General features: G+C 60.0%; 20 protein-coding genes. 6 read left to right on the forward strand and 14 right to left on the reverse strand.

Annotated features, from left to right (window positions below; all coding sequences use genetic code 11):
- The first annotated feature begins 151 nt into the window (after window positions 1–151).
- Window positions 152–616, forward strand: a complete 465-nt coding sequence (locus QMK55_RS19900) for a glycine zipper 2TM domain-containing protein (protein ID WP_007918566.1) — start codon at window positions 152–154, stop codon at window positions 614–616.
- A gap of 74 nt (window positions 617–690) precedes the next feature.
- Here QMK55_RS19900 and QMK55_RS19905 read toward each other — a convergent pair whose 3' ends face one another.
- The 7 genes from QMK55_RS19905 to nhaA all read right to left on the reverse strand — a co-directional run bounded on the left by QMK55_RS19905 (window position 691) and on the right by nhaA (window position 5,723).
- Window positions 691–942, reverse strand: a complete 252-nt coding sequence (locus QMK55_RS19905; protein ID WP_102358804.1) for a pyocin S6 family toxin immunity protein — start codon at window positions 940–942, stop codon at window positions 691–693.
- A gap of 11 nt (window positions 943–953) precedes the next feature.
- Complete coding sequence (locus QMK55_RS19910) at window positions 954–2,147, reverse strand: S-type pyocin domain-containing protein (protein ID WP_320329818.1); 1,194 nt, start codon at window positions 2,145–2,147, stop codon at window positions 954–956.
- 228 nt (window positions 2,148–2,375) lie between these two features.
- Window positions 2,376–2,609: a hypothetical protein gene (locus QMK55_RS19915; RefSeq protein WP_320329819.1), complete on the reverse strand. Its 234-nt coding sequence runs from the start codon at window positions 2,607–2,609 to the stop codon at window positions 2,376–2,378.
- Window positions 2,606–2,821 carry a colicin E3/pyocin S6 family cytotoxin gene (locus tag QMK55_RS19920; protein ID WP_320330269.1) on the reverse strand — a complete coding sequence of 72 codons (216 nt, stop codon included), beginning with the start codon at window positions 2,819–2,821 and terminating at the stop codon, window positions 2,606–2,608. Before QMK55_RS19920 ends, QMK55_RS19915 begins: the two co-directional genes overlap by 4 nt.
- The gene (locus QMK55_RS19925) at window positions 2,815–3,072 is read right to left on the reverse strand and encodes a colicin E3-like toxin immunity protein (protein ID WP_413787275.1); all 258 of its coding nucleotides are present in this window, start codon (window positions 3,070–3,072) and stop codon (window positions 2,815–2,817) included. Before QMK55_RS19925 ends, QMK55_RS19920 begins: the two co-directional genes overlap by 7 nt.
- 5 nt (window positions 3,073–3,077) lie before the next feature.
- Window positions 3,078–4,304: an S-type pyocin domain-containing protein gene (locus QMK55_RS19930; RefSeq protein WP_320329820.1), complete on the reverse strand. Its 1,227-nt coding sequence runs from the start codon at window positions 4,302–4,304 to the stop codon at window positions 3,078–3,080.
- Between the two features lie 246 nt (window positions 4,305–4,550).
- Window positions 4,551–5,723 carry a Na+/H+ antiporter NhaA gene (gene nhaA / locus QMK55_RS19935; protein WP_102358802.1) on the reverse strand — a complete coding sequence of 391 codons (1,173 nt, stop codon included), beginning with the start codon at window positions 5,721–5,723 and terminating at the stop codon, window positions 4,551–4,553.
- Window positions 5,724–5,895: 172 nt separating this feature from the next.
- On the opposite strand from nhaA, the gene QMK55_RS19940 reads away from it, so the two are divergent.
- Complete coding sequence (locus tag QMK55_RS19940) at window positions 5,896–6,990, forward strand: PLP-dependent cysteine synthase family protein (protein ID WP_102358801.1); 1,095 nt, start codon at window positions 5,896–5,898, stop codon at window positions 6,988–6,990.
- Window positions 6,991–7,129: 139 nt separating this feature from the next.
- On the opposite strand, the gene QMK55_RS19945 is transcribed toward QMK55_RS19940, so the two are convergent.
- Both QMK55_RS19945 and QMK55_RS19950 read right to left on the reverse strand, forming a co-directional pair.
- Window positions 7,130–8,743, reverse strand: coding sequence for an NAD(P)/FAD-dependent oxidoreductase (locus tag QMK55_RS19945; protein ID WP_320329821.1), 1,614 nt, complete (start codon window positions 8,741–8,743; stop codon window positions 7,130–7,132).
- Between the two features lie 96 nt (window positions 8,744–8,839).
- A complete protein-coding gene (locus QMK55_RS19950; protein ID WP_320329822.1) occupies window positions 8,840–9,493 on the reverse strand; it encodes a hypothetical protein in 654 nt (217 codons plus the stop codon).
- Window positions 9,494–9,655: 162 nt separating this feature from the next.
- Here QMK55_RS19950 and QMK55_RS19955 point away from each other — a divergent pair, with 162 nt between their 5' ends.
- A complete protein-coding gene (locus tag QMK55_RS19955; protein ID WP_102358574.1) occupies window positions 9,656–10,024 on the forward strand; it encodes a hypothetical protein in 369 nt (122 codons plus the stop codon).
- Window positions 10,025–10,059: 35 nt separating this feature from the next.
- Here QMK55_RS19955 and QMK55_RS19960 read toward each other — a convergent pair whose 3' ends face one another.
- Window positions 10,060–10,659 carry a short chain dehydrogenase gene (locus QMK55_RS19960; RefSeq protein WP_320329823.1) on the reverse strand — a complete coding sequence of 200 codons (600 nt, stop codon included), beginning with the start codon at window positions 10,657–10,659 and terminating at the stop codon, window positions 10,060–10,062.
- A 103-nt stretch (window positions 10,660–10,762) separates the two neighbouring features.
- Between QMK55_RS19960 and QMK55_RS19965 the strand changes: the two genes are divergently transcribed.
- A complete protein-coding gene (locus QMK55_RS19965) occupies window positions 10,763–11,677 on the forward strand; it encodes a LysR family transcriptional regulator (protein WP_320329824.1) in 915 nt (304 codons plus the stop codon).
- A gap of 117 nt (window positions 11,678–11,794) precedes the next feature.
- On the opposite strand, the gene QMK55_RS19970 is transcribed toward QMK55_RS19965, so the two are convergent.
- From QMK55_RS19970 to QMK55_RS19985, 4 genes are read right to left on the reverse strand one after another with little or no spacing between them, the layout of a single operon-like run.
- Window positions 11,795–12,271, reverse strand: a complete 477-nt coding sequence (locus tag QMK55_RS19970; RefSeq protein ID WP_102358571.1) for a DoxX family protein — start codon at window positions 12,269–12,271, stop codon at window positions 11,795–11,797.
- On the reverse strand, window positions 12,268–13,026 hold the full coding sequence (locus tag QMK55_RS19975) for a DNA-binding domain-containing protein (protein ID WP_320329825.1): 759 nt from the start codon (window positions 13,024–13,026) through the stop codon (window positions 12,268–12,270). Before QMK55_RS19975 ends, QMK55_RS19970 begins: the two co-directional genes overlap by 4 nt.
- Window positions 13,023–13,910, reverse strand: a complete 888-nt coding sequence (locus tag QMK55_RS19980; protein ID WP_102358569.1) for a DUF692 domain-containing protein — start codon at window positions 13,908–13,910, stop codon at window positions 13,023–13,025. The genes QMK55_RS19975 and QMK55_RS19980 overlap by 4 nt, the downstream gene beginning before the upstream one ends.
- A gap of 25 nt (window positions 13,911–13,935) precedes the next feature.
- Window positions 13,936–14,241: a DUF2282 domain-containing protein gene (locus tag QMK55_RS19985; RefSeq protein WP_025110762.1), complete on the reverse strand. Its 306-nt coding sequence runs from the start codon at window positions 14,239–14,241 to the stop codon at window positions 13,936–13,938.
- 303 nt (window positions 14,242–14,544) lie between these two features.
- On the opposite strand from QMK55_RS19985, the gene QMK55_RS19990 reads away from it, so the two are divergent.
- Together QMK55_RS19990 and QMK55_RS19995 are read left to right on the forward strand one after the other, a co-directional pair.
- Window positions 14,545–16,251, forward strand: coding sequence for a DUF2599 domain-containing protein (locus tag QMK55_RS19990; RefSeq protein WP_102358568.1), 1,707 nt, complete (start codon window positions 14,545–14,547; stop codon window positions 16,249–16,251).
- A gap of 32 nt (window positions 16,252–16,283) precedes the next feature.
- On the forward strand, window positions 16,284–17,522 hold the full coding sequence (locus QMK55_RS19995) for a DUF2599 domain-containing protein (protein ID WP_320329826.1): 1,239 nt from the start codon (window positions 16,284–16,286) through the stop codon (window positions 17,520–17,522).
- Window positions 17,523–17,639: the final 117 nt, after the last annotated feature.

The following is a 17,639-nucleotide window of genomic DNA, read 5'->3' on the forward strand; positions in this document are numbered from 1 at the left end:
GCAGGGCAGGTTGGGCGATTTGGCGCTACTGTTGGGTGGTTCTGCAGGTGCCTGTACCGGGCCTGAATAAAATCAAGTTTATCCGGGCTGTGTCGTGACAGGCGTCAAGCAGCGGGGTTTAATGAATAAATGTACTTTTGGAGTTGATGCTATGCGTAAGTCTGTTCTGCTGGTTGCTTCCTTTTCCACGATGGCGATGTTGCTGACCGGCTGCCAGTCGAGCCTGACCGGTGACTCCTATTCCCGTGACGAAGCGCGTCGCGTGCAGACGATTCGCATGGGCACCATCGAATCCCTGCGTCCGGTGAAAATCGAAGGCACCAAGACCCCGATCGGCGGTCTCGCGGGTGCAGCAGTCGGTGGCGTTGGTGGCAGCGCCATCGGTGGCGGCAAGGGCAGCATCGTGGCAGCGGTCATCGGCGCTGTGGCCGGTGGTTTGATCGGTTCGGCCACCGAAGAAGGCCTGACCCGCACCCAGGGCGTGGAAATCACCGTGCGCGAAGACGACGGCAGCATGCGCGCCTACGTGCAACAGGTTCAGGAGAACGAAGTGTTCCGTGTCGGTGAGCGCGTGCGCATCTCCACCGTCGGTGGCACCAGCCGCGTTTCGCACTAAGCGGCAACGAGCGGTAAAAGAAAACCCCGATCAGGTGACTGGTCGGGGTTTTTTGTTTGTTTCAGTTCGGCTGCTCAGTGCTGGGCACAGGTGCCCATAAAATACTCCAGACCCTTCGGGAAGCTGACGTTTAGAAGAGCCTCCAATGAACTCACTTGATCCTGGCTCAATAACAACTCCCCAGGTTCCAGTTCGCTCAGCGGTTTGGATTCAATGAGCTGTGCAACCTTTTCATTCATTTCGCTACCGTTGATATCCATTTCAAACTGTAGCGAGTTGTCTTGGATTTCGTCAGGGTAAAACCCGGTGATTGAAAGGTAACGCATGCATTAGTCCCTTAATTTCTAGAGGTTCTTCTATCCGGCTCGGCAGGCCCGGTTTGTTCACCAGTAATATGATTGAACTCACCCAAATGAGTGGTTCCTAGTTTGTCGTATTTTTCTACAGCATTGCTTTTGTAATCCCATTCATAGATCCGACCTTTGCGGTCTACCCAGCGTGCTCGCCGCTTTCCACCACCTTGAACCGATGACTTGGACTTCACTCTGACTGCATCAGGAAACGCAGGTAGCGTCTTTGGGTGGTCGTAGTAGGCATGGTCGCGAGCTCGGCTGAGAACAATGTAAACCGGCTTAACCTCCGAATCCGCCGGAAACACCAGAATGAAATCCCGATACTCCGGCGGATAAACCGGATTCACCAGAATCCCGTCCGCCGCTTTCGTCGGTGGATACACCCAGATGTGCGGTGCCTGCGGTGCAGCTTCCAGCGCCGGAATGCCAAGAATGTCCGAGCCATCCACCGCAGGCGTCCAGATCAGTTCGATGCCTTCACCCAGGTCGGCGACGAATAGGTCGCCGCGTGCCGTGAACTGCACGACATCGACCATTTCCCAATCGCGGTTCCTGCCGGTGTAGAAGCCGTAGCCCCGCAGGCTGCCATCGGCCTGTTGTTCGATGTGCAGGCGAACGCGGGTGCGGGCCTGTTTGAGGCTGCGCAGTTGCTCGTCGTTATAGAGCGCGCTGTCGCCGAGGCTGGAAGGCATGAGCAGCGCCACCAGTCCTGCCAGGGTGGCGGCCGCGGTTCCGGCGGCGATCGCGGGTAGCGCCTCGAACGCGGCGCCGGCCAAGGCGAAACTGCCCAGCCCGGCGGGAATTGCCGTGGCGCTGAGTTTCTTCAGCGCAATGCCACCGTTGCCATCGCTTTCACGTGCGCCAAGCAGGATCAGCTCGCCGTAATCCTTGAGGCTGTCCGTCGGCACCATCCCCGAAGGGTTCGAATAATCGATGATCGCGTCCGGCAATTTGCAGGATTTGGCGAACACGCACCCGGCACGCACGGGATCTGGCTTTTTGGTCGCAACCTCTCGACTGCGCTCGAAGGCATCCTGCCGCGCCAGCATGGCGTCGTAAGCGTTTTGTCGGGCTTCGCGCTCGGCCAGTTCAGTGGCCGTCATGTAGCGGTAGGTGACGTGATGCCCGTCGCCCGCCGGTGGGTTGGGGACCCGGGGAATGTCCTTGTTGCGAGCCACTGAGCGTCCTTTCGTTCATCCGTCGACAACCCTTCGAAAGGGCTGTGCGACGTTAACGAAGCAGGCAGATGGTAGCTGTAGGACGCGTCTCTATTGAGGTGGGGATTGTTCGCTTAATGTCAGACAAACCAGACCTGTAGTGAGGGGATTCATCCCCGACGGACTGCGCAGCGGTCCCCATAAGAAAACCCCGATCAGGTGACTGGTCGGGGTTTTTTGTTTGTCGGTTCAATGCCCATTGCAAGTCAGTTGGAAGTAATAACGCGGATCTTCGATAGACTTTTGAATCAGCGCCTCAATGGCTTTCAGTTGTTGCTGATCCAGGTCGTAACCTTCCCACCCTTGCTGCTTAGTTCTCCAACCCATTATCGATTTGAGTTGCTCGACGCAATTCTCGGGGATTTCAATGACTGATGTTTGGTAGTCAGTTTTTTTGTCAAAGGCTTCTACTAGGAATCTCAAGGCTCAATACTCCTTTTCTTGCCATTTTTCGATTTTTTGTTCTTTTTTGTAGACGTAGGCTCTCCAGTGTTTGGATCAAATTCGCCAATGTGCTTACCCCGTGCGTCGTACTTTTCCACAGCACCAGACGGACTGCGCAGCAGTCCCCATAAGAAAACCCCGATCAGGTGACTGGTCGGGGTTTTCTTATGATCTTGGGTGCCGGTTACCAGACGTCGCTGTAGTCAAACGAAATCTGATAGTCGTAAGTCGTAAGGGAAATATTGTTTTGAAAGTAAGGTTGAAGGATAGGTTTCCAACTTTCGACTACGTTGAAGCCGCCATTATTTATGTTGTTTTCCACCGGTATGCCCAAGGCATTCAGAACGCTTTCATCATCGCCTAAATCCTTGGAGTACTCTTCGTCTTCGCATAGATGGGTTTGCTTGTCGTACCACTCCAGCCTTAGTTTTAATCCCATCATCACCCTCACAAGTATTTTTTTCTGATGCTTCTTTCATCTTTCGGGTCCTCGCGTCGCTCTCCTGTAAAAGGGTCAAAAGCGCCTAGATGAGTTCCGTCACTTGCACGGTAAACTTCCAACTCGCCGTGCATCGAGTCCCACTCATAAATTTTCCTGCCTTTTGCATCCTTCCATCGTTCCCGAAGTGCGCCACCTCCTTGTACGGGATTCATTTTCTGTACCTTTTTCAGACCGGGAAACGCAGTAATTTCCTCTGCTTTTGGAGGTTTATGATAGCTGTGTCCCGCTAACGGTAAGCCTTTGCGCGAGGTGTTGACCACGATGTACAGAGGCCGAACCCCCGAATCCGCCGGAAACACCAGAATGAAATCCCGATACTCCGGCGGATAAACCGGACTCACCAGTATCCCGTCCGCCGCTTTCGTCGGTGGATACACCCAGATGTGCGGTGCCTGCGGTGCAGCTTCCAGCGCCGGAATGCCAAGAATGTCCGAGCCATCCACCGCAGGCGTCCAGATCAGTTCGATGCCTTCACCCAGGTCGGCGACGAATAGGTCGCCGCGTGCCGTGAACTGCACGACATCGACCATTTCCCAATCGCGGTTCCTGCCGGTGTAGAAGCCGTAGCCCCGCAGGCTGCCATCGGCCTGTTGTTCGATGTGCAGGCGAACGCGGGTGCGGGCCTGTTTGAGGCTGCGCAGTTGCTCGTCGTTATAGAGCGCGCTGTCGCCGAGGCTGGAAGGCATGAGCAGCGCCACCAGTCCTGCCAGGGTGGCGGCCGCGGTTCCGGCGGTGATCGCGGGTAGCGCCTCGAACGCGGCGCCGGCCAAGGCGAAACTGCCCAGCCCGGCGGGAATTGCCGTGGCGCTGAGTTTCTTCAGCGCAATGCCACCGTTGCCATCGCTTTCACGTGCGCCAAGCAGGATCAGCTCGCCGTAATCCTTGAGGCTGTCCGTCGGCACCATCCCCGAAGGGTTCGAATAATCGATGATCGCGTCCGGCAATTTGCAGGATTTGGCGAACACGCACCCGGCACGCACGGGATCTGGCTTTTTGGTCGCAACCTCTCGACTGCGCTCGAAGGCATCCTGCCGCGCCAGCATGGCGTCGTAAGCGTTTTGTCGGGCTTCGCGCTCGGCCAGTTCAGTGGCCGTCATGTAGCGGTAGGTGACGTGATGCCCGTCGCCCGCCGGTGGGTTGGGGACCCGGGGAATGTCCTTGTTGCGAGCCACTGAGCGTCCTTTCGTTCATCCGTCGACAACCCTTCGAAAGGGCTGTGCGACGTTAACGAAGCAGGCAGATGGTAGCTGTAGGACGCGTCTCTATTGAGGTGGGGATTGTTCGCTTAATGTCAGACAAGCCAGACCTGTAGTGAGGGGATTTATCCCCGACGGACTGCGCAGCGGTCCCCATGATTCAGGGCTGCTGCGCAGCCATCGGGGATGAATCCTCTCGCCACAGGTGTTTTAGATTTCGCGTCAAGCTTTGCGACTCGCCGCCGCCGTCACCGCATAACCGATCAACGCCGCCAGAATCGAGCCTGTGAGGATGCCCATCCGGTCCATCCCGGCGTAGTCGCTTACCCCCGGCTCAAAGGCCAGCGAGCCGACAAACAGGCTCATGGTGAAGCCGATGCCACAGAGGATCGCCACGCCCAGCACCTGACCCCAATTGGCGCCCTGGGGCAGGGTGGCGATGCCGATTTTCACCGCCAGCCAGGTCAGGCCGAACACGCCGACGGTCTTGCCCAACAGTAGGCCGATGGCGATGCCCATCGGTACGTGATGGGTGAAGCTTTCGACCGTCACGCCGCTCAGCGACAGGCCGGCGTTGGCGAAGGCGAACAGCGGCAGAATGCCGTACGCGACCCATGGATGCAGCGCATGTTCGAGGGTCAGCAGCGGCGACGGTTCGGCATTTTTCGTGCGCAGCGGGATGCAGAACGCCAGCGTCACACCGGCCAGTGTCGCGTGGACACCGCTCTTGAGCACGCACACCCACAGGATCAAACCGATGATCATGTACGGCCCGAGCTTGACCACGCCGAGCCGGTTCATCGCCACCAGGGCCGCGATGCACGCCGCCGCCAGCCCCAGCGACAGGGTCGAGAGCTCGCCGGAATAGAAGATCGCGATGATCACGATGGCGCCGAGGTCGTCGATGATCGCCAGGGTCATCAGGAACAGTTTCAGCGACACCGGCACACGCTTGCCCAGCAGGGCCAGTACACCGAGGGCGAAGGCAATATCGGTGGCGGTCGGAATCGCCCAGCCGTTCAGGGCCGCCGGGCTGTCACGGTTGAGCAGCCAGTAAATCAGCGCCGGCACCAGCATGCCACCGACCGCCGCCGCACCCGGCAGAACGATCTGCGACGGTTTCGACAGCTGCCCGTCGAGCACTTCGCGCTTCACCTCCAGGCCGATCAGCAGGAAGAACAGCGCCATCAGTCCGTCGTTTATCCACAACAGCAGCGGCTTGGCGATTTTCAACGCGCCGATCTGCGCCACCACCGGCGTGTCGAGCAGGCCGGTGTACAGCCACGACAGCGGTGAGTTGTTGATGATCAGAGCGAGGATGGCGGCGGCGATCAACAGCAGGCCGCTGGCCGCTTCCAACTGAAAGAAACGGGTGAAGGTTGTACGCAGCGGCAAGGTCGCTCTCCATCTACATTGCAAAAGGTCGGACACGCACTTGCACAGAGCCTAGCAGTTGGCGGATATATTGAGCCTCAGCTGTATCTGTGAGCTTTGCAGGTTTTTTCCTATGCTTGAGAGCTGAGCCTGTGACGAGGCGATTCCTGCCCGATTCAACGAGAGCATGACCATGAGCGACAACCGACAGTGGGCCCGCGAAGCCATCCGCATCATTGAAGCGGACTTCCAGCGCAGCGCCGACACCCATCTGATCCCCTTGCCGCTGCCGGGTTTTTCGGGCATCGAGTTGTACTTCAAGGACGAGTCCAGTCATCCCACCGGCAGCCTCAAGCATCGCCTGGCGCGCTCGCTGTTCCTGTACGCGTTGTGTAACGGCTGGCTCAAGCCCGGCGCGCCGGTGATCGAGGCGTCCAGCGGTTCGACGGCGATTTCCGAGGCGTATTTCGCGCGGATGCTTGGCCTGCCGTTCATCGCGGTGATGCCGGCGACCACCTCCAAAGAGAAAATCGCGCAGATTGCCTTTTACGGTGGTCAGAGCCATCTGGTGAAAGACCCGACGCAGATTTACGCCGAGTCCGAGCGTCTGGCCCGCGAGCATGGCGGCCACTTCATCGATCAGTTCACCTACGCCGAGCGGGCCACCGACTGGCGAGCGAACAACAACATCGCCGAGTCGATCTTCCAGCAGATGCGTTTCGAGAAGCACCCGGAGCCGAGCTGGCTGATTTCCAGCCCGGGCACCGGCGGCACCACCGCGACGCTCGGCCGCTACGTGCGCTATCGCCAGCATTGCACGCGCGTACTGTGTGCCGACGCCGAGCGTTCGGTGTTCTTTGACTACTACCAGACCGGTGACGCCAGTCTGCGTCTGGACTGCGGTTCGCGGATCGAAGGCATTGGCCGGCCACGGGTGGAAGCGTCGTTCCTGCCCAAGGTGATCGATGCGATGGTCAAGGTGCCGGACGCCTTGTCGCTGGCGGCCATGCATTACCTGGCGCAGCGCCTGGGGCGGCATGTCGGCGGGTCGAGCGGCACTAACCTGATCGGCGCGCTGATGGCGGCGCAACAGATGAAAGCGGCGGGGGAGTCGGGGTCGATCGTGGCGATTCTGTGCGATGGCGGCGAACGGTATGCCGACACCTATTACGATCAGGCCTGGCTGAAGGCGCAGGGGTATGAGCTGGAGGGGTTGATTGCGGCGGTGGCGGCGAGTGCCGAGCGCGGTGAAGCGCTGCCGGCTTCAGTGTTGCGCGCCAATATCTAAAGCCAAACTCGGAAACCAATGTGGGAGCGGGCTTGCTCGCGAATGCGGTGTGTCAGTCAACATTATCGTCGACTGACACACCGCATTCGCGAGCAAGCCCGCTCCCACAGGAGGTTGGTGTCACTTCAAAACAGATGTATCAGGCTTCCAAGCCCAAAATGTCTCGCGCCACAGCTTCTGCAATACGAATCCCGTCGACACCCGCCGACAGAATCCCGCCCGCATAACCCGCGCCTTCACCGGCCGGGAACAGGCCTTTCACGTTCATGCTCTGCAGCGACTCGTTACGCGTGATGCGCAGCGGCGACGAGGTGCGAGTCTCGATCCCGGTCAACACCGCATCGTGCAGCGAGTAACCACGAATCTGCTTCTCGAACGCCGGCAGCGCTTCGCGGATCGCTTCGATGGCGAAGTCCGGCAGCGCCAGGGACAGGTCGCCCAGTGCCACACCCGGTTTGTACGACGGCTCGACTTCACCCAATTCGGTCGAAGGAATGTCGTTGATGAAATCGCCGACCAGTTGCGCCGGTGCCTTGTAGTCGCTGCCGCCGAGGATGAACGCGTGGGACTCCAGGCGCTCCTGCAACTCGATACCCGCTAGTGGACCGCCCGGGTAGTCGATTTCCGGGGTGATACCGACGACGATCCCGGAGTTGGCGTTGCGTTCATTACGCGAGTACTGGCTCATGCCGTTGGTGACCACGCGATTCGGCTCGGACGTCGCCGCCACCACGGTGCCGCCCGGGCACATGCAGAAGCTGTAGACCGAACGGCCGTTCTTGGCGTGGTGCACCAGTTTGTAGTCGGCGGCACCCAGTTTCGGGTGGCCGGCATACTTGCCCAGGCGCGCACGGTCGATCAGCGATTGCGGGTGTTCGATGCGGAAACCCACCGAGAACGGCTTGGCTTCCATGAACACGCCACGGCTGTGGAGCATGCGGAAGGTGTCACGGGCACTGTGGCCGAGGGCCAGGACCACGTGTTTCGAATGCAGGGTTTCGCCGCTCGCCAGCTCGACGCCGACCAGTTGGCCGTCTTCGATCAGCACGTCGCTAACGCGCTCCTGAAAACGCACTTCGCCGCCCAGGGCGCGGATCTCTTCACGCATGGTCTCGACCATGCCGGTCAGACGGAACGTACCGATGTGCGGCTTGCTGACGTAGAGGATTTCTTCCGGCGCGCCGGCCTTGACGAACTCGTGCAGGACTTTGCGGCCGAGGAACTTAGGATCCTTGATCTGGCTGTACAGCTTGCCGTCGGAGAACGTGCCCGCGCCGCCTTCGCCGAACTGCACATTGGACTCGGGGTTGAGCACGCTTTTGCGCCACAGGCCCCAGGTGTCCTTGGTGCGCTGACGCACTTCGGTGCCGCGTTCGAGGATGATCGGCTTGAAGCCCATCTGTGCCAGCAGCAGGCCGGCGAAGATCCCGCACGGGCCGAAACCGACCACAATCGGGCGCTGGCTCAGGTCGCTTGGCGCTTCGCCTACGAATTTGTAGCTGACATCCGGCGCCACGTTGACGTTACGGTCGTCGGCGAACTTGCCCAGCACCTTGGCCTCGTCGCGCACTTCGAGGTCGATGGTGTAGATGAAGCACAGTTCGGAGGACTTTTTGCGCGCGTCGTAGCTGCGCTTGAACAAGGTGAAATCGAGCAGATCATCGCTGGCGATGCCCAGACGCTGCACGATGGCAGGGCGCAGGTCTTCTTCGGGATGGTCGATTGGCAGCTTGAGTTCGGTGATTCGTAACATGGCGAGGATCCGGGTTCGCGGGGCGCACAACTGCGCCAGGGCGTTTGAAGGCGCGATTATAAGCCGCAAAGGCCGGATCCGGTGAGGCTAAAACGCTCAGTCGTTGCGCGATCCGCCGAAATACCCGCAGCCGCGTTGCACCTTGCCGTCGATGCGCAGTTCGGCGCTCATGTGCTGCACGCTGCCGGTGCTGCTGTCGATACAGCGTTGCGGCGCGACCCACAACTCGATGCGCTGGTTGTTGGCTTCGCTGCTCAGGTTGAAGCGACCGTCGCCCAGTTGTTCTTCGACATAAGGCACTGCCAGCGCCGGTTGGCCTTCACGATCGATGACCATGCCCTTGCCACTGACTTTGACGTTCCACTCGGGCGTGTGGCCGCTGGCACGCAGGGTCAGCAGCTTGAAGTTGGGGTCATCGCATGCGGTGCCGGAGCGCTCGACGCGATACAACTGGGCGAGGTCGAGGCGGTCGCCGGCGAGCTTCCCGCGTACGTCGGCAAACAGCTTGCCCTGCTGATCGGCGAGGGTCGCGGCCTCTTGCAGCACGCTGGTGCCGCCGATGTCGTTGACCGCGTACTGACGCTGTTCGCCACACGGCTGGAACACCAGTCTGCCGTCGGCCGCCGTCAATTGCCCTTGCATCCGGGTCTGCCCGACGTGGGAAACACTTTGACGCGGGCCATCAAGCAATTGGCAGGCGGCGAACAACGGCAGCAGGGCAACTACGATCAACGAACGGGCAACACGCATCTTCGGCTCTCCAGACAAGTGCCGCCACGTTACGCAGGCTGACCGCTTATCACAACCATGAGTTGGACTTGCCACGTACCGGAAACATTTGGCTTAACTTTCGGAGTCGGGACGAAGGACACTTGGTCGTACCTTGTCCGCCTTTTGGATACGGGAGATTTTATGAAAGGATCAGGCAGGGTGCTATTGACGGTACTGGCAATGATGGCTTCGTGGCAGTCGATGGCGGCAGAAATTGCCTTTTCATCGGATGCGGACTTCTCCGAAATGAGCCTTGAGCTCAAACGAATCGATAATCCGAATCCGCAAGCCCTCATGCTCAATGTCACGTTGAGCCCGGATGCACAGCGTCGCCTGCAGCAGGTGACGACTGAGAAAATGCACCAGCCCCTGCTGTTGTCCATCAATGGCGTTCAGGTGTCGAGTGCGACGATTCAATCGGTGATCAATGGCCCGGGTCTGATGATAAGCGTGCCCCGCGAGGTCGCCAGCAAGCTGCTTCCCACGCTGCTGGAGCTTAAAAAACCTTGATGCGGCGCTGGGTCAGCGCCGCATGCCGAGGCTTTTCAACCCACGTGAAAGGTCTGGCCGGTTTGCAGGCCTTCGACACTTTTCGCGTAGGCCAACGCCACATCGGCCGCCGGAACCGGCTTGTAACCACGGAAGTATGGGGCGTAGCTGCCCATGGCTTCCAGCAGCACCGTCGGGCTGATCGAGTTCACCCGCAGGCCGCGCGGCAGTTCAATGGCAGCGGCTTTCACGAGGCTGTCGAGTGCGCCGTTGACCAGTGCTGCCGAGGCGCCAGTGCGGATCGGGTCGTGGCTGAGCACGCCGGTGGTGAAGGTGAACGAGGCGCCGTCGTTGGCGTATTCGCGGCCGATCAGCAGCAGGTTGACCTGGCCCATCAGCTTGTCTTGCAGGCCCAGCGCAAAGCTGTCGGCGGTCATCTCGCCCAGTGGGGCGAAGGTCACGTTGCCGGCCGCGCAAACCAGCGCGTCGAACTTGCCGGTCTGCTCGAACAGTTTACGAATCGAGGCGCTGTCGCTGATGTCGACCCGGAAGTCGCCGCTGCTGCGACCGATGCGAATCACTTCGTGGCGCTGGCTCAGTTCCTTGTCCACGGCCGAACCGATGGTGCCGGCGGCACCGATCAACAGAATCTTCATGGGCTAATCCTCAATGGGTTGAACGAGGTTTCAGTCTAGAGTGGTTTTTTCTGCGGATAAGCGCACTAATAGGCAACCTTTGGTTTTCAAATGGAAACAATCCATGAGCGAAATGGATGATCTGGCGGCGTTTGCGGTGTTGATCGAGGCCGGCAGCTTCACCTTGGCGGCGCAGCAATTGGGTTGTAGCAAGGGCCAGTTGTCCAAGCGCATCAGCCAGTTGGAAGCGCAGTTTTCCGTGGTGTTGCTGCAACGTACCACGCGTCGCTTGAGCCTGACGGCGGCGGGCGCCGCGCTTCTGCCGCAGGCGCAAGCGCTGGTCGTCCAAGTGGAAAAGGCACGTCAGGCATTGGCGCGCTTGAAGGACGACATGGCCGGGCCGGTGCGGATGACGGTGCCGGTGTCGCTAGGGGAAACGTTTTTCGATGGTTTGCTGCTGGAGTTCTCGCAGAAGTATCCCGAAGTGCAGATCGAGCTGGAGCTGAATAACAATTATCGGGATCTGTCCCGGGATGGCTTCGATCTGGCGATTCGCACCGAGGTGGCCAACGACGAGCGCCTGGTGGCCAAACCCTTGCTGGCCTGGCAGGAAATGACCTGCGCCAGCCCAGGGTATCTTGAACAGTTTGGCGAGCCGCTGACCCCCCAGGATCTGGCTGAACACCGCTGCCTGCTCAACAGCCACTACAGCGCCCGCGAAGAGTGGTTGTATCACCAGCAGCACGAACTGCTGCGGGTACGGGTATCCGGTCCGCTCGCCAGCAACCATTACAATCTGCTGAAAAAAGCCGCCCTCGCCGGTGCGGGCATCGCACGGTTGCCGTCGTATCTGCTGCAGACGGAACTGGCTGACGGCCGTTTGCGCTGGCTGTTGCGCGACTTTCAGACGCGACGCATGCCGATGTACCTGGTGCATCCGTATCAGGGCGGGTTACCGAAACGTACCCAAGTGCTGGCGGATTATCTGATCGGCTGGTTCAAGCGCAGCGGCGAAGCGCTGGATCGACTTCAGCGCTAGCTATGGAATCCATACCTTGTGGGTGCGGGCTTGCTCGCGAATACGGTTTCATATTCGACCAATTCGCTGGCTGATACGGCGCTTTCGCGAGCAAGCCCGCTCCCACAGGGTTTGTGGTCAGCTGGCAAAGCGGCGTGCGATCAGGTGATCGATCGACAGTTTTCCCGGCCCGCTCGCCATCAGGTACAGCAACACCGCCGCCCAGGTGCCGTGGGTCGGATACGCATCCGGGTACACGAACAGTTGAATGGTCAGGGTCATGCCCAGCAGCGCCAGCGCCGAAAACCGCGTGGCGAAGCCGATCAGGATCAGTACCGGGAAGAAGTGCTCGGCGAACGCTGCCATGTGTGCGGCGATTTCCGGTGACAGCAGCGGCACGTGGTACTCGCTTTTGAACAGCGGAATCGTCGAGTCCGCCAGGTGCGGCCAGCCGAGTTGAAAGGTGCCGTCGATCAGGTCGATGGCCAGGCCTTCGACCTTGGTCTGTCCGGACTTCCAGAACACCGCGGCAATCGAAAAACGCGCGATGAAAGCGATCAGGCTGTGGGGGATTTTTTCCAGCAGCGCGATGGCGCGGGTAATGAGATTGTTCATGGCGATTCCTTGTTATTCAGGTCAACGATGGCGTTGTGCGCAATCAGCAGCGCGAGGGTGTGGCTGAGGTCAAATGGCGGACTGTTTTGCGCGGCCGCCAGCAGCGGTTGGTCATTGAGCAGATGACGCAGAAACATGCTGGCGCCGGGTTCGAGGGCAAACACCTCGACGTCGAGGCCGTTGCGCAGTACCAGGGCGTGCTGTGCGTGGTCGACGTCGATGCCGGCCAGCGTTGCGTCACCCTGATGCGCGGCCCAGATCGCGACCACGGCGTGGTTTGAGTCGAGCAGATGCAGCGACGGATGAAGCTTGAAGCGCAGGTCGCTCAGCCCATCGGGATCGGCCAGTGCAGCGGTGATCTGCTGCGGTTGCACGGGCAGCGCATCGGCGGCGTGGTAGGCGCGGGTGCGCAGCTGCTCCAGTCGTGCCACGCCGGCCAGATACGGCACGCTCGCTGCCGGTTCGAAGGCGTCGATAAACGCAGGGAAGGCTTCGCCGTAATGACTCATCAACGGACTGGCGGGTGGCTGCTGCTGGACGAAAACGGCAGCCATGGCGCGGAAGAACTCCTCGCCGACCAATTGCTGCACCACCGGGTAACTGTCCGCCAGGGCCTTGATCAGCGAACCTTGCACGTTATTGCGGTACACCGAAAATCGACTGCCCGGGTCGGCGCCGTTGGCACTGCACAAACCCTCGGGGCAGGGCCGTTGCGGGTCGAGTAGCGCAGCAGCAAAAGCAGCTTGAGTACTCATGGCCGGACTCCCGCGCCGAGCAGTATTTCGTCGGCCTGCCGCGCCTCGGCCAGCAACACATTGAAGGCGGGCACCTGATTGTCGCGTTCGATCAGGGTGGCCACCGCGCCGGTGCGTTGCAGCGCTTGCCGGTACAGGGCCCAGACCGCCTGGTCGATTGGTGCACCGTGATCATCGATCAACAAACGGTCACCGAGGCTGTCGCTGTCTTCGGCAAATCCGGCCAGGTGAATCTCGCCGACAGCCTGCAATGGCAGGGCGTCGAGATAAGCCAGCGGATCGCGCTGATGATTGATGCACGAGACGTACACATTGTTGACGTCGAGCAGCAGACCGCAGCCGCTGCGCCGGATCACTTCGGCGATGAACTCCGGCTCATCGATAGTCGAGCGCTGGAACGCCAGATAGGTGGATGGATTCTCCAGCAGCATCGGGCGTTTGAGGGTGTTCTGTACCTGGTCGATATGTTCGCAGACCCGGTTCAGGGTCGGCGTGTCATAGGCCAGCGGCAGCAGGTCATTGAGGAACACCGGGCCGTGGCTCGACCAGGCCAGGTGTTCGGAAAAGGATTGTGGTTGATAACGCTCGATCAGCATTTTCAGACGGTGCAGGTGCTGAGTGTCCAGTGGCCCTTCGGCGCCGATGGACAGCCCGACGCCGTGCAGCGACAGCGGATATTGCTCGCGGATCAAACCGAGAAAGTGATGAAACGGCCCGCCGTCCACCATGTAGTTTTCGGCGTGGACTTCGAAGAAACCGAGGTCCGGTTGGGCGCCGAGCACTTCGCGAAAGTGCCCGGTCTTGAGCCCCAGCCCGGCACGGGGCGGGAGCCCGGGGAGGGCTGCCTGAGTGCGGGGTGGGACAGGTTCGTCGAGGCTGAACATGATCGTCACTCAGGCAGACCGTGGATCAGGACTTGGCTTTGAACGCTTGCATCTGACCGAAACCGGTCGGCGAGGTCTTGCTCTCGGTGGTGGCGCAAGTGCCTTTCGGTACGAGTTTCCAGGCGTTCGGCTGGTAGTCCATTTTCGCGGTACCGGCACACGTGGTGCCTGCGCCCGCGGCGCAATCGTTGTGACCTTTCATGGCCACGCCGAAGCATTTTTCCATGTCGGCATCAGCGGCGTGGACGGTCGATACGGCAGCCATGCTCAGGGCAGAGCCAAGGGCCAGAACCAGGGCGGTGGCGGACAGGGTGCGGGTAGTAGCAGTCATGATGTTTCTCCAGGTTTGAACTTGGGTTTTGCAAGCGAAGTGCGCTTGCTTACCCCTCTAGAGATCGCTCATGGCGATGCGTTACAGCTCCCCCGATTTTTTTGTAGATACTGCAAAACCCTGTAGGAGTGAGCCAGCTCGCGATCGCGCTAGTTCAGTCAGCAGATGTGTTGGATATGCCGCCGTCATCGCGAGCAGGCTCACTCCTACAGGGTTAGTGTTCTGCCCATCCAGACTGTCACACGTGTTCTATAGTCATTTCAACGGCCACTCCAACAGGCCGATTTACCAGGACGGTATCTCATGACAAAGGATCGCTCAGTCTCCGCTGTACTGTCGCGCAAGGCTTCATCGTTTGCTCTGGCCTGCACGCTGCCGCTGTTGTTTTCCACGGCTGACGCCCAGCCGCAACCCGACCCGCTGGACACGCTCAAGCGCATCAACAGCAACTACAACACCCTCAAGGACAACTGCCAGGAACCCGACACCAGTGCCGCGCGCGGGCTGTATTACTGCAGCGGCGTGACCTTGCGCATGGTCAATGACGGACCGTTCAATCCGTGGGATTACAGCCCCTATGCGATCAAGATCGGCGCGACCTCCTACTCGTGGATTCGCAAGGATCTGAGCACGCGGATTCTCATCCACCCGGCCGGTTTCATCCTGCGCACGCCCACCGATGCGGCGGCGCTGAAGTTGCCGGTCAAGGAGCAGGGCTTTACCTGCATCTACGCCTTCGATGGCGGCACGGGGCCTGAGCGCAAATGGTACGGCTGCGGTTTCTTCGACAGCCGCGAACCGCCGCGCGCGGCGCAAGGGACGATGAACAACCGCAATGCCGCGCTGGCCTACGGCACCTGTGCCGAGGCCGGGGTGACCACCGCCGAGCAATGGACGCAGAAATACACCGGGCTGATGAAGGGGCCGATCCAGTACGGCCAGTGCTCGTGGAACGCGGAAAAGCCCAGTGACTGGCAGGCGATGATCCGGGTCCATGAGTCGCGCCCGAACACCACCAACAAGGACCCCTTTGCCTTCAGTGGCCAGGTCAACGAATTCATGTTGAAGAATGCCACCGCGACCAACGACGGCAGCGAAAACATGAAGTACATCGACGCCTTCATTTACAACGTCAACAGCACGCAGAACTTCGCCACCCGCGGTGATCAGGCGCCGCCGAAACCGGAGAACGGCCTGAACAGCGCGCGCAACTTCCAGAAGAAACTCAAGGCCCAGGGCTACAGCGTGCCGATCCTGCGCCTGGACTTCACCAAGCCTGCGGAACAGCGTTTCAGCTATGTCGCCGCCGATCAGGCAATCGACGACATGGTGGTGGGGGGAGGCGCCCCGACACAGAAGTACATCGCGGATGCTGTGTGGATCGAGCGTTACGACCCGGGCACCAAAAGAAACGAATGGTCGCTGAAGGTCACGCCGACGGCGCAGGGCAAGGCGGCTCAGGCCACTGACCAAGAGGCCGTGTACAAGGAACTGTTCGCCCTGCGTGGGGCCGACAACCAGTGGCATGACAACGAGAAAGCCGCGGGCAGCATGCGCCAGCAACTGAGTTGTCTGGTGCAGAACTATCCGGCCAAGACCGAATGGAATCTGGAGCCGTTCCGCCCCGTGGTCAGCCCCCAGGAGGCGGCGAAGGCCGGTTGCAACCCGGTGCCGGTCCAGGCGCCGCAATACATCGCTTCTGCCGACTGGATCAAACGCTACGATCCCGGCACTCGCAAGGATGAATGGACCCTGAGCGTGGTGCCCACCGCAGCAGGGCGCGCCTTGCCCAATGAGCAGATCGGCGTTCTGTACGACCAGTTGTTCGCCCTCAAGGGCTCGGACAGCAACTGGCGTGACAACGAAAGATCCGTCGGCAGCATGCGTCAGCAATTGAGCTGCGTGCTGGTCAATTACCGCAACAAGACGCCATGGAATCTGGAGCCATTCAGGCCGGCGTTGTCGGACAGCGAGACTCGCGCCGCGGGTTGCAACCCGGTCCCGCGTTGAGTGTGTGTTGGCAAATCAAGGAGATGCAAGCCATGAAAAAACGTTTGGTCAGGACTGTTCCACTGCTGATCTTGCCGCTGCTGTTGCACACGACTGCGGCCAATGCCGAGTCATGTGCGGAGACGCTGAAAAAGGTTGAAACGTTGTACAACAAAACCGTCGACAGTTGCGGGCAGGATCCCGCGTCGGACTGTTCGGGACTGCTGGTGCGGGGTACGCACCGGGCCGATCCGGCCAAGGGGCAGAAATGGGACGTGTGGAATCCCAGCCCGAAAGCCGTGGAGCTGGGCACGTTCGCCGCCTCGTATATGCGCGCCGATGGCATCAGCTATGAAGACCCGGGCATGAGCACGCAGAACGGCTACCTGATTACGCCGAGGGATCTTGTGAAAGATCCAGAAACACCGGTGCACGTCTATTGCGCGTTTCCCAATGATGCCTGGACCGATTTTCGCAATGACCGTGGCTGTGGCGACAACAAAAATACCGGCCCGACCGAGGCGGTCTGCCAAGCCATGAAACCACCCATCGTGACGCCGAATGCCTGGGTCGCGCACTTCACCCAGTACAACAACAATCGCCAGCAGGACCAGTTGCAGTGTGGCTTCAACATGCGCAATCCGATGAGCAGCAAGGAGCGGGTCGATGCCTTTCGCAATTTCATGGGCGCGCGCAAAGTCATCAACAGCCGTGAATTCCAGACCCAGACGGAGCTGCGCCTGGGTAACCCGAAAACCGATGAGCTGCCGATTCTGGCGTTCTTCTACAGCGATCAGCGCGGCTTGAATGATGCGATGGCCAATCAAAAGGACTACAAGGCCAAGACCGGCAAGGACCGCAACATCATCAAGATCGACTTTCCGAGAACCCCGGTCGGCAAGGCCTCGTTCTCGTGCATCCAGACCTCGACGCCGGCAGAACCAAAATTCTGCGACAAGTACATCGAGTCCAGCACCTGGGTAGAGCGTCCCGATCCGAAACTGGGGCCGAAGACCTGGTCGCTCTCGGTAGTGCCGACCGCGTGTGGCCGCGCGATCAAGGATGACCAGACCGATCGGATGTTTGCCGAGCTGTACAACAAGCACAAGGACGATCCGCAATGGCGCCAGTACAGCGTCAATGGTGGCTCGTTGCGTCGACAGATGGTCTGTCATCTGGCGGCGGTCTACGATGGCAAGCCGGTGCGCAACAAGCCTGAGTGGAACCTTGAGCCGGCCCGGCCTTACGTCGATCAGGCCACCGCAGTCGCGCAGTACTGCAACCCTTATTAAGGGCTGTTGATTTTGTGGGAGCGGGCTTGCTCGCGAAAGCGGTGCATCAGTCAGCACACATGCTGAATGTAAAATCGTCTTCGCGAGCAAGCCCGCTCCCACAGGGGATGTGCGTTG

The organism is Pseudomonas sp. P8_229, assembly GCF_034008635.1.
In the GTDB taxonomy this organism is placed as follows: Bacteria; Pseudomonadota; Gammaproteobacteria; order Pseudomonadales; family Pseudomonadaceae; genus Aquipseudomonas.

What these genes read in the sequence shown, in the direction of transcription:
- QMK55_RS19900 (WP_007918566.1), top strand. Translation starts at nt 152, where the DNA reads ATGCGTAAGTCTGTTCTGCTGGTTGCTTCCTTTTCCACGATGGCGATG.
- QMK55_RS19905 (WP_102358804.1), bottom strand. Translation starts at nt 942, where the DNA reads ATGCGTTACCTTTCAATCACCGGGTTTTACCCTGACGAAATCCAAGAC.
- QMK55_RS19925 (WP_413787275.1), bottom strand. Translation starts at nt 3,072, where the DNA reads ATGATGGGATTAAAACTAAGGCTGGAGTGGTACGACAAGCAAACCCAT.
- QMK55_RS19940 (WP_102358801.1), top strand. Translation starts at nt 5,896, where the DNA reads ATGAGCGACAACCGACAGTGGGCCCGCGAAGCCATCCGCATCATTGAA.
- QMK55_RS19945 (WP_320329821.1), bottom strand. Translation starts at nt 8,743, where the DNA reads ATGTTACGAATCACCGAACTCAAGCTGCCAATCGACCATCCCGAAGAA.
- QMK55_RS19950 (WP_320329822.1), bottom strand. Translation starts at nt 9,493, where the DNA reads ATGCGTGTTGCCCGTTCGTTGATCGTAGTTGCCCTGCTGCCGTTGTTC.
- QMK55_RS19955 (WP_102358574.1), top strand. Translation starts at nt 9,656, where the DNA reads ATGAAAGGATCAGGCAGGGTGCTATTGACGGTACTGGCAATGATGGCT.
- QMK55_RS19960 (WP_320329823.1), bottom strand. Translation starts at nt 10,659, where the DNA reads ATGAAGATTCTGTTGATCGGTGCCGCCGGCACCATCGGTTCGGCCGTG.
- QMK55_RS19965 (WP_320329824.1), top strand. Translation starts at nt 10,763, where the DNA reads ATGAGCGAAATGGATGATCTGGCGGCGTTTGCGGTGTTGATCGAGGCC.
- QMK55_RS19970 (WP_102358571.1), bottom strand. Translation starts at nt 12,271, where the DNA reads ATGAACAATCTCATTACCCGCGCCATCGCGCTGCTGGAAAAAATCCCC.
- QMK55_RS19975 (WP_320329825.1), bottom strand. Translation starts at nt 13,026, where the DNA reads ATGAGTACTCAAGCTGCTTTTGCTGCTGCGCTACTCGACCCGCAACGG.
- QMK55_RS19980 (WP_102358569.1), bottom strand. Translation starts at nt 13,910, where the DNA reads ATGTTCAGCCTCGACGAACCTGTCCCACCCCGCACTCAGGCAGCCCTC.
- QMK55_RS19985 (WP_025110762.1), bottom strand. Translation starts at nt 14,241, where the DNA reads ATGACTGCTACTACCCGCACCCTGTCCGCCACCGCCCTGGTTCTGGCC.
- QMK55_RS19990 (WP_102358568.1), top strand. Translation starts at nt 14,545, where the DNA reads ATGACAAAGGATCGCTCAGTCTCCGCTGTACTGTCGCGCAAGGCTTCA.
- QMK55_RS19995 (WP_320329826.1), top strand. Translation starts at nt 16,284, where the DNA reads ATGAAAAAACGTTTGGTCAGGACTGTTCCACTGCTGATCTTGCCGCTG.